Here is a 13,197-nt window from a genome sequence, read left to right on the forward strand (position 1 = left end):
TATGCCGATGACCTCCGCCGCTGACGGCGCGCAATGGGCGCGCCGGCGCACATACGCCATCATTTCTCACCCGGATGCGGGTAAGACCACGCTCACCGAGACGCTGCTTTTAGAGGCCGGCGCCATCCGCCTGGCCGGTCAGGTGCGCGCACGGGGCGAGAACCGCCGCACCCAGTCAGACTGGATGAAGATCGAGCGTGAGCGCGGGATTTCGGTCTCCGCCTCGGTGATGACCTATGAGTATCGCGATCTGATCTTCAACCTGCTCGATACGCCGGGCCACGAAGACTTTTCCGAAGACACCTATCGCACGCTCACGGCCGCTGATTGCGCCATCATGGTGCTGGACGCCGCCAAGGGCGTCGAGCCGCGCACGCTGAAGCTGGTGGAGGTGTGCCGCCTGCGCGACATCCCCATCATCACCTTCATCAACAAGTTCGACCGCGAGGCGATGGAGCCGTTCGAGCTGCTCGACGATATCCAGGACAAGCTGGCCCTCGATGTCAGCCCGATGCAATGGCCGTGCGGGTCTGGCAACCGCTTCAAGGGCGTCGCCGACTTCAAGACCCATGAGTTCGTGCTCTACAAGCGTCCCGACGACAGTGAGGTCAGCCGCTCCGAACGCGTGCCGCTGGACGGAGAGGCGATCCATCAGGTCTTGAGCGAAGACGAGCTGACCGAGGTGAGCGAAGGCGTCGACATGGCGCGCGAGCTGCTCCCGGCCTTTGACCGCAAAAGCTTTGAAGAGGGCCATCTCAGCCCGGTCTATTTCGGCTCGGCCCTGCGCCGGTTCGGCGTGCATGAGCTGCTGGACGCCCTGGCCGATCACGCGCCGGGCCCGCAGCCGCAAGCCGCCGCCAAAGGCCCACGCGAGGTGCTGGAGCCCGGCGACAAGGAAGTCGCCGGCTTTGTCTTCAAGGTGCAGGCCAATATGGATCCCAATCACCGCGACCGGGTGGCCTTCGTGCGTCTCAGCTCGGGCCAGTTCAAGCGCGGGATGAAGCTGAAGACCGAGGGCGGCAAGACCCTGTCGGTCCATAACCCGATCCTGTTTTTCGCATCCGATCGCGAGATCGCGGACGAAGCGTTCGCCGGCGATGTGATGGGCGTGCCGAACCATGGCGTGCTGCGGGTGGGCGACACCCTGTCTGAAAGCGGAAAATGGCGAGTCTCGGGTATTCCGAACTTTGCGCCGGAAATGCTGCGCCGGGCGCGGCTGAAAGACCCGCTCAAGGCCAAGCACCTCAAGAAAGCGCTGGAATCCCTCGCTGAAGAGGGCGTCACCCAGCTGTTCCGCCTGCAAGTGGGCGGTGAGTTCATTATCGGCGCCGTGGGCGCGCTGCAGATCGAAGTGATGGCCCAGCGCGTGGCCGACGAATACGGCATCGACGTGGTGTTTGAAGCCAGCCCCTATGATACGGCGCGCTGGATTTCGGGATCGGACGCGGATCTTGAAGCCTTCATCGACCGCCATAAGACGGCGGTGGCTGAAGATATCGACGGCGACCCGGTTTTCATGGCGAAATCAGCCTGGGAAGTGAATTACTCTCAGGAGAAATTCCCCAACATCACCTTTAGCGCCACCAAGGAGCGCAGCTGATGAGCGTGCAGGCCGTCACCGAACAATTGCCCGAACCGGTCCGTGATTCCATGGCCGAGTTTTTCGCTCTGGCCGCTCAGGTCTGGGAGCAGAGCTTTCTGGGCTTTTCGGTGGGGCAGGGGCTGAGCGCGATCGGTGTGCTGGCGATTTCGATCGTGTTCCGCGGCCTGTTTTCCTCGGTGATCGTCGCCCGGGTGCGCAAGGCGGCCACCAAGACTGAAACCCAGCTCGACGACAAGCTGCTGGAAGCGCTGTACGGCCCGATCAAGCTGATCCCGGTGATCATCGGCCTGTTCATCGCCATGACGATTTTGGGCCTGAACGCAGAAGGGGCGCCGATCAATGGTGATCGCGTGGTCCAGACCGTCATGGTGATCGCCCTGTTCTGGGGGCTTCATAACGCGGTGACGCCGGTGGCGCTGTTGTTTGCGCCGCTGCGCCGCGCGCTCAATCCGGTGATGATCGACTGGATGGCGAAAGCGCTGCGCATCTTGTTCCTGATTATCGGCGTGGCGACGGTGCTGTCGCTGTGGGAAATCCCGGTTGCGGGCGTCATCGGCGGCCTGGGCCTGCTGGGCGTTGCGGTGGGTCTGGGCGCGCAGGATTTGTTCAAGAACCTGATCGCCGGCATTCTGATTCTCACCGAAAAGCGCTTCGTGCCGGGCGAGTGGGTCAAGGTGGATGGTGTTGTCGAAGGCACGGTCGAGCAGATCAATTTCCGCTCGACGCTCATTCGCCGGTTCGACAAGGGCCCGGTCTATGTGCCCAACGCCTTCCTGTCAGATCAGGCGGTGACCAACTTCTCGCGCATGACCCATCGCCGGATCAAATGGGTGATCGGGGTGGAGTACAAGACCACCACCGATCAGCTCGCCTATATCCGAGACAATGTGCTCGACTGGGTGCTGAACCATCCTGAATTCGCCAAGCCGCCGGAAGTCTCCACCTTCATGCATGTGGACAAGTTCGGCCCGTCCTCGATCGATTTCTTCCTCTATTGCTTCACCACCACCACGAACTGGGGCGAGTGGCTGCGCATCAAGGAAGAGCTGGCCTTCGCCATCAAGCGCATCGTGGAAGAGGCCGGAACCGGCTTCGCCTTCCCGTCCACCACCATCTACATGGATGACGGGGCGGAGCTGTTCGTGCCGCCCGAGGTGAAAAAGCACGAGCCCCACGACGACCCGGACAAGCAGAGCCGGTTTATCGCCCGTGGCGAGGGCAGTGGCGGAGCCGGGGAAGGCGAAGGGCGTTAGTCCGAAGCGATGACGGACACCTGAGGCAAAGGCCTAGTCTGACTGGGGGAATTGTCATGGGGCCGTCAAGCTGGGCTGATATTGCAGACCTCAACCTGATTGAATGAGGAATGCGTCATGTCCCGTTTCGCCCTGTCTGTCTCTATGGTCGCCTTGTGGGCCGGCCTGCACACACCGGCTCTGGCGCAGCCTTATATGGCTGCGCCGGAAGTAATCGGAGCCGCGGGCGGCGAGACGATTTCCGGCGTTGTGTTTGAAGATCTCGACCGCAATGGCCGGCATGACCGCAGTGAGCCAGGCGTTGAGGGCGTGCGCGTCTCCAATGGTCGCGACTGGGTGATCACCAACGCCGCCGGTCAGTATGAGATTGCAGTGCGCCCGGATATGAACCTGACCTTTGTTCAGCCTTCAGGCTGGCAGGCGCCCGTCGATCACCGCAATGTTCCCCAGTTCTCCTATATCCATAAGCCTGGCGGCACGGGCTATTCGATGCGTTTCGGCGGCCTGCCGGATACAGGCCCAGCGCCGGAGGCTGTGAACTTCCCGATTATTCGCCGTCCCGCCGAGACACGTGCGTTTTCGTGTGCCGTGGTGGGCGATAGCCAGACCTATTCCAATCAGGAGGTTTCCTGGTTTCGCGACGGCGTGGTTCAGGACCTCGCTGAAATGGATCTGACCGATCAGGATTGCGCGCTCTATGTGGGCGATGTGGTGGGCGATGATCTGGGCTTGCTCGACCGCCTTCTTGAGGTGGGATCAGTCGTGGGCGCGCCTCAATGGCTGGTTCATGGCAATCATGATTTTGATTTCGACGCGCAATCAGACGCGGATTCCGCTGATAGCTGGCGCCGGATTTACGGCCCCAATTATTTCGCCTTTGAAATGGGCGATGTGTTGTTCGTTGCGCTCGATAACGTGGTCTATCCGTGCGGCCCGGAAGACTATGCCAGCGGCCATGATTTCTGCGCCCCGGACGCCCGCCCCACCTATAACGGCCGGGTGACCCAGGATCAGCTGGTGTGGCTGGAAGGGCTGATCGAGAGCACGCCCAGCGACATGCTGATTGTGCTCAGCCACCACATTCCATTCGTCTCCTTTGTTGATTCAACGTCCGACAAACACCAGACCGATAATCTGGACCGGATCCATGATCTGGTCTCCGGTCATCAGGCCTTGTCGCTGTCCGGGCATACGCATTCCACCGAAAACCATGCGCCCGGTCAGGTGTTTGACGGCTGGACCGAGAACACCGGAACCGGACCGCTGCCCTTCCGCCACATTGTTGCGGGCGCGGCGTCGGGCGCCTGGTATGCCGGCGATCTTAACGTGGACGGCAATCCGATGAGCCTGCAGCGTATGGGCGCGCCCAATGGCGTGGTGATGCTGGACTTTGACGGCGTGGACTACGCCGAACGCTATGTGGGCGCCCGCATTGATGAAACCCGCGGCCAGTGGGTGGGGGTGTCCACCCCGTCGCTGCGGGCCTGGTATGACGCGATCATGGCCTGGCGCGCCGAGGACCGCGACGCGCGCGATCCGGTGCCGCCGCTGTCGATCAATGATCTGCCTGATCCCAACATCCTGACGCTCGAAGAACTGGCGGACGGGGTGTGGGTCACCGCCAATGTGTGGATGGGCTCGTCTGAAACCCAGCTCAGCGGACAGATCGCCAATGGTCCGGCACTGAGCTTTGAGCGCACCCAGTCGGGCGCGGGCGAAGCCCCCCGCATCGGAGCGGATTGGGCGGATCCGTTCGCCGTGCAGCGTCAGCTCTCGGTCGCGCGCTATGCGATGCAGAGCCGGTCCGGTGATGAACGCGCCCAGGGCGTGTTCCAGTGGCAGGGCCGTCAGACCGGCCCGGCCGCCCCGCAACCGCAAAACTCTGTCGCGGATCGCAACATGCATTTGTGGCGCGCCATGCTGCCGGCCGATCTGGGCCTGGGCGTGCACGCCATCACCGTGACCAGCACGGACCGCAATGGTCTTGAGTTTGAAGACACGATCATTGTGGAAGTGCGCGAGGCGCGCCCGCAGCCGACCTTCCGCACAGAGCTCTGGGCGAATTAATCGCTCGCAGGCCGTCGTCGTCAGGCGGCGGCGGCCTGTTTGCGCAGCTTCCAGAACCGCAGGGCGCGTTCGGCCTGTTCAGGCTCCAGCTGTTCATAGATGGCGCCGATTTCGCGCGCATCGTTGAAAGCGTTGTCCGCGGCCTGGCTGCGTAGCACGGCGAGGGTGACGAACAGCGCTTTTTCTATACCTGACGCCTTGCAGATCAGCGCCAGCCCGTCAGGGCTTTTGTGCTCCAGCGCGCGCTTGGCGGTGAAATAATCCACCCCTGTCAGTTCAGCGAGGCCCAGGGCGCAATGCACGGGTTTCTTTTCGCGCAACAGGCTGACCAGAAGGGAGCCGTCGAGTTCCTTTCGGACCTGTTTGGAGGCGAGATAGCGCCGCGCTTCATTGAGCGCCTTGTCTTCGGACATGCGCTTTTCAAGCCGGGCCTGAGAGGCGGCGAGCGCCGCTTCCAGAACACCGGGTTCAAGCTTGTCAAAGCGCTGGGAAATCTTGTCGCGCAGGGTGCGGCTGACCACCACCATCAGATCATTCAGCAGGTCTGCGGGGGCGTCCGCGCGCTCCACCAGCGGGCCTTGCAGGGCTTCGCTGTCTTCGGCGCGGCGGGCCACTTCTTCATAGGTGGTGCGAGACAGCTGGGCGCCGTCATTGCGGATCAGAGTGGCGACGGTGTCGTCATCGCCCTTTTCCACGATGGCGTGCGACAGACGTTCAGACACCGTGTCGCGCTTGGCGATGGCCTGGATATGGGCCTGACCGGTTTCATGCACGATGGTGACCAGATCTTCTTCGGTCAGCACAGACGAGCGTGACAGGATCGGCGCGGCCACTTCAATGGCGTCCGCGGCCAATTGCCGGATCAGGCCCTTGGGGGCGAAGGGTGTGTCGGCGAAGCGGTCCGCCAGCTCGGCGCGGGCGTCCTGGGCGGTCTCATTGGCGAGGGTGCGCAGGATGTCTTCGAACTGGCCCTGCGCCTGAGAATCGCCTGCGGGCGGCGCGTCAAAAAACAGATCCGTCACCTCGCGCAGCAAATCGCGCCGGCGATCGGATGATTTTTCTTTCGCAAGTTCGGTCAGCTTGTGCAGCTTGGACGTAACCGACATCGAGGCCTCCGCAATGAGCGCTCTATTTTGCTTGCAATCGAGTAAAGAAACCGTGCCGCACCGTGGTTAACACCCGGTTCAGTTGTATTTTCTAACCGCCCGCCAGCTCTTCGGTCCGAGGCGGCGCTTCGGGGACGTCTTCTGGCGAGAGCGCGCGGCGTTCGCGCAGGCTGGGCGCACGCTCCGCGCCGGCTTCGATCCGCGCGGCCAGCGCCGGCGACAGGCCGGTGATCGCGCCGGGATCAAAATGACTGGGCCCTGCAATCGGATGCAGGTCACAGCGCGCCGCGCGCGCCGTTTCAGGCTGGTGATACGTCCAGGCCTGGCAATTTGGCGTCAGATTACAGGCGCTGATGCACGCTTCCACGCTTTGCGCGGCGGCGCCGTCCAGCCGCATCAACACGCCGCGTCGGGCCTGCGCCTCCAGGATCGCGCCTGACGGCAGGGCGGACGGGGCGGGGCTGGCGCTTTGCACCAGCATCAGCAGAGCGATCATCATGGCTGCGAATATGCTGTCTGGAGTTTGACAAACCGTTGCGCCAATCCTGTGGCGCCGCTAACCAAAGCGGCTGATATCCTGCTTTGAGGCCCGAGATGAGCGACGTGACCCCTGAGGCGACCAAGAATCCGGTGGCGCGGCTGCTCGACAGCGCGGCGTTTCGCAACACCATCACGACGCTGATCCTGGTGAACGCTGCGATCCTGGGCCTTCTGACCTATCCGCTGCCAGACCTGGCGGTGCAGGTGCTGACCTATGCGGACCATGCGATTATCGCCGCTTTTGTGGTCGAGATCGTGCTGAAGGTCTTCGTGCACCGTCTCAACTTCTTCAAATCGGGCTGGAACTGGTTTGATTTTCTGGTGGTGGCGATCTCGCTGGTGCCGGCGGCGGGCGCGTTCACCGTGCTGCGAGCGCTGCGGGTCTTGCGTCTGTTCCGCTTGTTTTCGGTCATTCCCGAAATGCGGTCGGTGGTCGAGGCGCTGGGCAAGGCGATCCCCGGCATGGGCGCGATCATGCTGGTGCTGGGCGTGATTTTCTATGTGGCGTCAGTGATGGGCGCAAAGCTGTTTTCGGGCACCCATCCGCAATTCTTCGGCGATCTGGGCGGCTCGGCCTACACCCTGTTCCAGGTGATGACGCTGGAGAGCTGGTCCATGGGCATCGCCCGCCCGGTGATCGCCGAGCATCCGTTCGCCTGGATCTTTTTCGTCGGCTTTGTGATCGTCACCAGCTTTGCGGTGCTGAACCTGTTTATCGCAGTGATCGTGGATTCCATGCAGTCCAAGCATTTTGACGCCGAGACCGAACGCCAGGCCGAAGCCCATGATGAGCGCGAAGTGCTGATCCATGAAGTGCGCGCCCTGCGCTCTGAACTCGCTGATATTCGAGAACTTCTGGCGAAAGAAGGCGGGGCGGATCAGCCGTCAATGCCGTCCTTGAGCGATTCAAACCGCGCCGACAAAGCCGAATAATACGCCGCCAGCCGTTCTTCGCGCGCGCCGCGTCGTTGCGGCGCCGGGGCGGACAGCGGGGCGGCGGGCAGGCCCTCATGCGCTTCACTCATGAAACGGCGCCAGATCTCGGCGGGCAACTGACCGCCGGTGACGCCGCTTGTGGGCGTGTCGTCATCATTGCCCACCCAGACGCCGGTGACCAGCTGGCCGGTATAGCCCACAAACCAGGCGTCGCGGCTCATCTGGCTGGTGCCGGTCTTGCCTGCGGCGCGGCGGCCATTGATCTGGGCGCGCTGGCCCGTGCCTTCCATGACCACGCCTTGCAAGAGCGTCGACATCCATTGCGCCTGCTCGCGCTCGATCACCTGACGGCCTTCGGTCGCTTCGGGCGCCTGATAGAGCAGATCCCCGCGTGAATTGCGCACCTCCAGCACCAGAACCGGTTCCGGGCGGCGGCCGTCATTGGCGAACACGGCGTAGACCCGCGTCATGTCGATCAGGCTGACCCCGGAGGCGCCCAGCGACAGAGACGGCACGGCGTTCAGCGGCGTGGTGATCCCCAGGCGTTGCCCCATCTCCGCAACCGCGTCCGCGCCCACCGCCGCGCCCGCTTGGGCGGCGACGGTGTTGATTGAGCGTTTCAAGGCGTCGGCGATAGTGATGCGGCCGCGATAATCGCCGCCATAATTTTCCGGGCTCCAGCCCTCGATCTCGATGGGTTCGTCGTTAAAGGCGGTGGCGGGCTCCATGCCGGCTTCAAACGCGGCGGCGAAGACCACGGGCTTGAAGGCCGAGCCGGGCTGGCGGCGGGCCTGAACCGCGCGGTTGAACTGGCTGGCGGTGTAATCGCGTCCGCCCACAATGGCGCGCACCCGGCCTTGAGGATCCATTGCGACCAAAGCCGCTTCGTCGGCGTTGCGCGCTTCAGCCTGCAGATCCATCACCGCCGCGACGGCGCGTTCGGCGGCGCGCTGGGCGTCGACGTTCAAGCTGGTGCGGATCACCAGATCGGGCGTGTCTGCGGCGTCGCCCAAGCGCTCTCGGGCTTCCGCCACGGCTTGATCAAAGACATAGCCATAGGCGCCCGGTTCAAAACTTTCATCGCCGGCGGCCAGCTCGGCGGGGTTTTCCAGCGCGCTCTCATAGGTGGCCTGATCAATAAAACCGGCGTCGAGCATGCTAAAGAGCACAGCCTCGGCGCGGGCGCGGGCGGCGGGCAGGTTCGAAGTGGGCGCCAGGCGCGAGGGCGCTTTGGGCAGCGCCGCCAGCAACGCGGCTTCAGCGACCGTCAGGGCGCTGGCGGGCTTGTTGAAATAACGCTGGGCGGCAGCTTGTACGCCATAGGCCTGATCGCCCAGATAGACCCGGTTGAGATACAGCTCGAGGATTTCCTGCTTGGTGAGATGGCGCTCAAGCTCGGTGGCGATACGGATTTCCTGCAGCTTGCGCCTTGCGGTGCGCTCAGGGCTGAGGATCAAATTCTTCACCAGCTGCATGGTCAGGGTCGAGCCGCCCTGAACCAGCGATCCCGCGCGCAGATTGGCCCACATGGCGCGGGCGAAGCCGCGCTCGTCAAAGCCGTCATGATCGTAAAAGCGCCGATCCTCGATGGCGAGGAAGGCCTGGGGCACGTGATCGGGCAGGTCTTCGAGCTGCACAGGTCGCGCATAGAGCGGCCCGCGCTGGCCCAGAATGGCGCCGTTTTCCGCCAGCACCGTCACCGCCGCCTCGCGCCTGACGCTCCACAAATCCTGTGCGTTTGTTGGAACCGGCGGCAAGTCGTGGTAGGCCCAACGCCAGATTACAACCCCACAGGCTAGCCCCGCCAGCAGCACCAGTTGCATGGTGACGAGCGCGATCAGGCGCCAGCGGGCTTTCAGCCGGGTCATAAGGGAGGGCGATTGATCGGCGCGGAATGTGATGGCGGACCTCAATAGGGTTTCGCAGCCCATGCGGGCTTTGGGACATGTCTCAAAATCAGCCGATCACGGCTAAACTTAGGCCATGAGCGATAATCGTCCCTTTTACGAACGCAAGTCGCTTTCTGAAATGAGCGACAGCGAATGGGAGTCGCTGTGCGATGGCTGCGGCAAGTGCTGCGTCGTCATTCTAGGCGATGAGGATGACCCTGACACGTTCTGGCGCACCAATGTGGGCTGTAAGCTGCTGGACCTGAAAGCGGTGCGCTGCACCGATTACGCCAATCGCCAGACCCGTGTGCCGGGCTGCGTGCGGTTGAGCGCGAAGAATATCGATCAGCTCAAATGGATGCCCGACACCTGCGCCTATCGCTTGCTGAATGAAGGCCAGAGCCTGCCCGACTGGCATCCGCTGAAAACCGGCGATCCCGAAAGCGTCGTGCGCGCCGGGCACTCGGTCAAAGGCAAGCTCATCAGCGAAAATGACGTCGAAGAGGGCGATCTCGAAGCGCATATCGTCAGCCGTCAGGACACAAAGCGGGGATAAAGCTCCGCCTATCCCTCATCATTGATCCGTCCTTCCCTGACGCCGCAAGGCGTTGGACGAAACCGTGCGTCTTCAATCCGACCGGGACAGTTATCGGCTAGTGTTCAGGCATGGTCGAAATGAACACGAAGACGCCCTTCCCGGCGCCGGACCGGACGGGAGCAGGGCGGCGCTTTGACTGGATCGCCATTCATGAAGGCTGGCGGGCCGGGCAGGGCGCCGAACACCTGGCGGAGGCTTTCGGGCTGAAGCCGAAGACAATCACCGATAGATGCGGCTGGATTGACCAGCATTTCCCGCCCCCGGCGCCCGCCCGGATGATCGCGGAGCTGAACCGGCGCCTGGAAGGCGCGCTGGCGGCGCTCGACGCGGGCGACGCCGCAAAAGCGGAGCGTCAGGCGAAGACCATCGCCGCGCTGATCAAGGCGGGCCGCGATCTCAAACACTGGAGTGAAGCCATGACCCCTAACGATAAGAGCGGCGCTCAAGCCGTAGAGCCCGAGGAGCCGGCCGGTGACGGACGAGACTATTACGCCGAACTCGATCGCCGGCTCGATCGCCTTGCAGAACATCTCAGAGCGAAGGGCGTGGGTGCGCAATCAGACCCCTCAGGAGGTGAAACGCCTCGCGACTAGCTGGCGGTTCTGGGCGCGCACCGATCAGTTGCCGCCCGACGGCGACTGGCGCACCTGGCTGTTTCTGGGCGGGCGCGGGGCGGGCAAGACTCGCGCCGGGGCGGAATGGGTGAGGGCGCAGGTGAAGGCGGGCAGACGGCGCATCGCGCTGGTGGCGCCGACCTTTTCTGATGTGCGCGAGGTGATGGTGTCCGGCCCGTCGGGCTTTCTCAATATCGGCGAGGAAGCCGAGCGTCCTCGCTATGAGGCGAGCCGGCACCGGCTGGTCTGGCCGGACGGGGCGATGGCGTACGGGTTTTCGTCTGAAGACCCGGATGGATTGCGCGGGCCGCAATTTGAGTGCGCCTGGGCGGATGAGTTCGCCGCCTGGACCCGCCCGCAGGAGACGCTGGACATGTTGGGGCTGGGGCTGCGACTGGGCGAGCATCCGCAATTGATGATCACCACCACGCCGCGGCCTCTGCCGGCGCTGAAAGCGCTTCTGAAGCAGGCGGGCGTGGTGATCAGCCATGCCGCGACCGAGGCTAATGCGCCCAATCTGGCGCCGGGTTTCGTCGCGGCGATGACGGAACGCTATGGCGCGTCGCGTCTCGCCCGGCAGGAGCTGGACGGTGTGCTGATCGATGATCCTGAAGGGGCGCTATGGACGCGCAGCCTGATCGATCAGGCTTTGGGACAAACAGACTTCGAACCCGAACGCGTGGTGGTGGCGGTGGACCCGCCCGCCAGCGCGACCGGGGATGAATGCGGCATCATCGCCGCCGGCGCCTCAGGTCAGGGCCGGGAGGCGCGGCTGGTGATCTTGAAAGACGCCAGCCTGCAGGCCCGGCCAGAGGTCTGGGCGGCGCGGGTGGCTGAAACCTTTGACGCCTTGGACGCAGACGCTGTGATCGCCGAGGCCAATCAGGGCGGGGACATGGTCCGCGCCGTCTTGCAGGCCGCAGCGCCGGATCTGCCGGTGCGGCTGGTTCACGCCAGCCGCGGCAAGCGGGCGCGGGCCGAACCGGTCGCCGCGCTTTACGCCCGCGGACGCGTTCGACATGCGGTGCGGATGCCAGCGCTGGAAGACCAGATGTGCAGCTTTGGCGCCCCCGATCAGACCGGCAGCCCGGACCGGGTGGACGCCCTGGTCTGGGCGGTCGCCGCCCTTACGCCCACCGCCGCCAGCCCCCGGCTGCGACGGCTCTAACTCAACAGGAGAACGCCATGCTCAAGCATTGGCTGGGTCTCGGTCGCAAGGCGGCCGGGCGAACCCTTGCGCTCGGATTCGGGACGGGGGCGAGCTGGAGCCCGCGCGGCTATGCCGCTTTCGCCATCGAAGGCTATGCCCGAAACGCGGTGGCCCATCGCTGCGTGCGGCTGATCGCGGAAGCGGTCTCTGCAACGCCTTTGAAGACCTCTGGCGAGGATCGCGCCAGCCAGGCCGCGCTATCGCTGATCAACGCGCCCAATCCCGACCAGTCCGGGGCCGAGTTGATGGACAGCGTGCAGAGCCATCTTCAGGTCGCGGGCGATTCCTATCTGCATCTGTCGGGCTTTGAGGCCGGAACGCCGGGGCTGTACGCGCTGCGGCCTGACCGGGTGCGGGTGATGACCGGCCCCAAGGGCTGGGCGGAGGGGTGGGAGTATCGTACGGCGTCCGGCGCGCAGGTGTTTCAGCGTGACCGTGCGTCGGGCCGCTCGCCTGTCCTGCATCTCAAGCTCTTCAACCCCACCGACGATCAATACGGCCTGTCGCCCATGGAGGCGGCGGCGCGGGCGGTGGATGTGCACGCCTCGGGCGGCGCCTGGGCGAAGGCGCTGCTGGATAACGCGGCCAGGCCGTCCGGCGCCCTGGTGATGAAGACCGGATCAGAGGGGCAGGGGCGATTGACGCCGGATCAGTTTGACCGGCTGAAATCCGAACTCGAAAGTCTCTACACCGGCCCCGACAATGCCGGGCGTCCCTTGCTGCTGGAAGGCGGGCTCGACTGGAAGCCCATGGGGCATTCCCCCGCCGAGATGGATTTTATCCAGGCGCGGCGCGAGGCGGCGCGCGAGATCGCGCTGGCCTTCGGGGTGCCGCCCATGCTGCTGGGGCTGCCCGGTGACAACACCTATTCCAATTATCGCGAAGCCAATCAGGCGTTCTATCGCCAGACGGTGTTGCCGCTGGCGAAGAAAACCGCCGCTGCGCTCAATCGCTTTCTGGCGCCCTGGTTCGGATCTGACCCAAAGCTCTGCGTGGATGAAGACGGGCTGCCTGCCTTCACCGAAGAGCGCGCCGCGCGCTGGGCGCAGATCTCCGGCGCGGACTTCCTCTCGCCGGATGAGAAGCGCGCCCTTCTGGGCCTCGCCCCGCAAGGAGGGATGTCATGAGTGATGCGTCTCATACGATCAGCCCCTGGCGGCTGGATCGCTCGATCACCCTCGGCGTCATTCTGGCGCTGACGCTGCAGACCGCGGGCGCCTTGATGTGGACCGGCGCCGCCAATGAGCGCCTCGATCAGCTGGAAACCCGCGCCGACGCCACCGCGCCGGTGGCTGAACGTCTGGCGCGGCTGGAAGCGCACGCGGCGTATTCGCGCGCCGCGCTGGAACGCATCGAGCGTCGCCTCGAACAGGACTGACCG

Annotated in this window: 12 protein-coding genes; 9 read left to right on the plus strand and 3 right to left on the minus strand. The window is 64.1% G+C overall.

Features of this window, described 5'->3' with window-relative positions:
* Position 1 precedes the first annotated feature (1 nt).
* From ACQ66J_RS11815 to ACQ66J_RS11825, 3 genes are all read left to right on the plus strand, one after another.
* Positions 2-1,600: a peptide chain release factor 3 gene (locus tag ACQ66J_RS11815; protein ID WP_430431784.1), complete on the plus strand. Its 1,599-nt coding sequence runs from the start codon at positions 2-4 to the stop codon at positions 1,598-1,600.
* Positions 1,600-2,856: a mechanosensitive ion channel family protein gene (locus tag ACQ66J_RS11820; RefSeq protein WP_430431785.1), complete on the plus strand. Its 1,257-nt coding sequence runs from the start codon at positions 1,600-1,602 to the stop codon at positions 2,854-2,856. Before ACQ66J_RS11815 ends, ACQ66J_RS11820 begins: the two co-directional genes overlap by 1 nt.
* 117 nt (positions 2,857-2,973) lie before the next feature.
* A complete protein-coding gene (locus ACQ66J_RS11825) occupies positions 2,974-4,923 on the plus strand; it encodes a calcineurin-like phosphoesterase C-terminal domain-containing protein (protein WP_430431786.1) in 1,950 nt (649 codons plus the stop codon).
* A gap of 20 nt (positions 4,924-4,943) precedes the next feature.
* Here the strand turns inward: ACQ66J_RS11825 and ACQ66J_RS11830 are convergent, their stop codons facing one another.
* Positions 4,944-6,029: a DUF2336 domain-containing protein gene (locus ACQ66J_RS11830; RefSeq protein WP_375549572.1), complete on the minus strand. Its 1,086-nt coding sequence runs from the start codon at positions 6,027-6,029 to the stop codon at positions 4,944-4,946.
* A gap of 91 nt (positions 6,030-6,120) precedes the next feature.
* Positions 6,121-6,528 carry a PAN domain-containing protein gene (locus ACQ66J_RS11835; protein ID WP_430431787.1) on the minus strand — a complete coding sequence of 136 codons (408 nt, stop codon included), beginning with the start codon at positions 6,526-6,528 and terminating at the stop codon, positions 6,121-6,123.
* Between the two features lie 95 nt (positions 6,529-6,623).
* On the opposite strand from ACQ66J_RS11835, the gene ACQ66J_RS11840 reads away from it, so the two are divergent.
* The gene (locus tag ACQ66J_RS11840; RefSeq protein ID WP_375549570.1) at positions 6,624-7,502 is read left to right on the plus strand and encodes an ion transporter; all 879 of its coding nucleotides are present in this window, start codon (positions 6,624-6,626) and stop codon (positions 7,500-7,502) included.
* Here ACQ66J_RS11840 and ACQ66J_RS11845 read toward each other — a convergent pair.
* Complete coding sequence (locus ACQ66J_RS11845) at positions 7,448-9,373, minus strand: transglycosylase domain-containing protein (RefSeq protein ID WP_430431788.1); 1,926 nt, start codon at positions 9,371-9,373, stop codon at positions 7,448-7,450. The two genes, ACQ66J_RS11840 and ACQ66J_RS11845, sit on opposite strands and share 55 nt — an antisense overlap.
* A 115-nt stretch (positions 9,374-9,488) precedes the next feature.
* Between ACQ66J_RS11845 and ACQ66J_RS11850 the strand changes: the two genes are divergently transcribed.
* The 5 genes from ACQ66J_RS11850 (at position 9,489) to ACQ66J_RS11870 (ending at position 13,194) form a co-directional block, all read left to right on the plus strand.
* Positions 9,489-9,950: a YcgN family cysteine cluster protein gene (locus ACQ66J_RS11850; protein WP_375549568.1), complete on the plus strand. Its 462-nt coding sequence runs from the start codon at positions 9,489-9,491 to the stop codon at positions 9,948-9,950.
* 119 nt (positions 9,951-10,069) lie between these two features.
* A complete protein-coding gene (locus ACQ66J_RS11855; protein WP_430431789.1) occupies positions 10,070-10,585 on the plus strand; it encodes a hypothetical protein in 516 nt (171 codons plus the stop codon).
* The gene (locus ACQ66J_RS11860) at positions 10,512-11,774 is read left to right on the plus strand and encodes a DNA-packaging protein (RefSeq protein ID WP_430432254.1); all 1,263 of its coding nucleotides are present in this window, start codon (positions 10,512-10,514) and stop codon (positions 11,772-11,774) included. Before ACQ66J_RS11855 ends, ACQ66J_RS11860 begins: the two co-directional genes overlap by 74 nt.
* A gap of 17 nt (positions 11,775-11,791) precedes the next feature.
* The gene (locus ACQ66J_RS11865) at positions 11,792-12,943 is read left to right on the plus strand and encodes a phage portal protein (protein ID WP_430431790.1); all 1,152 of its coding nucleotides are present in this window, start codon (positions 11,792-11,794) and stop codon (positions 12,941-12,943) included.
* On the plus strand, positions 12,940-13,194 hold the full coding sequence (locus ACQ66J_RS11870; protein WP_375549565.1) for a hypothetical protein: 255 nt from the start codon (positions 12,940-12,942) through the stop codon (positions 13,192-13,194). Before ACQ66J_RS11865 ends, ACQ66J_RS11870 begins: the two co-directional genes overlap by 4 nt.
* Positions 13,195-13,197 lie beyond the last annotated feature (3 nt).

The sequence above is a fragment of the Oceanicaulis sp. genome (assembly GCF_965284345.1).
Taxonomy (GTDB): Bacteria; Pseudomonadota; Alphaproteobacteria; order Caulobacterales; family Maricaulaceae; genus Oceanicaulis; species Oceanicaulis alexandrii_A.

Excerpts from the sequence above, each read along its gene's own strand:
- ACQ66J_RS11855 (WP_430431789.1), top strand. The coding sequence starts at position 10,070 with ATGAACACGAAGACGCCCTTCCCGGCGCCGGACCGGACGGGAGCAGGG.
- ACQ66J_RS11870 (WP_375549565.1), top strand. The coding sequence starts at position 12,940 with ATGAGTGATGCGTCTCATACGATCAGCCCCTGGCGGCTGGATCGCTCG.
- ACQ66J_RS11845 (WP_430431788.1), bottom strand. The coding sequence starts at position 9,373 with ATGACCCGGCTGAAAGCCCGCTGGCGCCTGATCGCGCTCGTCACCATG.
- ACQ66J_RS11830 (WP_375549572.1), bottom strand. The coding sequence starts at position 6,029 with ATGTCGGTTACGTCCAAGCTGCACAAGCTGACCGAACTTGCGAAAGAA.
- ACQ66J_RS11820 (WP_430431785.1), top strand. The coding sequence starts at position 1,600 with ATGAGCGTGCAGGCCGTCACCGAACAATTGCCCGAACCGGTCCGTGAT.
- ACQ66J_RS11840 (WP_375549570.1), top strand. The coding sequence starts at position 6,624 with ATGAGCGACGTGACCCCTGAGGCGACCAAGAATCCGGTGGCGCGGCTG.
- ACQ66J_RS11825 (WP_430431786.1), top strand. The coding sequence starts at position 2,974 with ATGTCCCGTTTCGCCCTGTCTGTCTCTATGGTCGCCTTGTGGGCCGGC.
- ACQ66J_RS11835 (WP_430431787.1), bottom strand. The coding sequence starts at position 6,528 with ATGATGATCGCTCTGCTGATGCTGGTGCAAAGCGCCAGCCCCGCCCCG.
- ACQ66J_RS11815 (WP_430431784.1), top strand. The coding sequence starts at position 2 with ATGCCGATGACCTCCGCCGCTGACGGCGCGCAATGGGCGCGCCGGCGC.
- ACQ66J_RS11850 (WP_375549568.1), top strand. The coding sequence starts at position 9,489 with ATGAGCGATAATCGTCCCTTTTACGAACGCAAGTCGCTTTCTGAAATG.
- ACQ66J_RS11865 (WP_430431790.1), top strand. The coding sequence starts at position 11,792 with ATGCTCAAGCATTGGCTGGGTCTCGGTCGCAAGGCGGCCGGGCGAACC.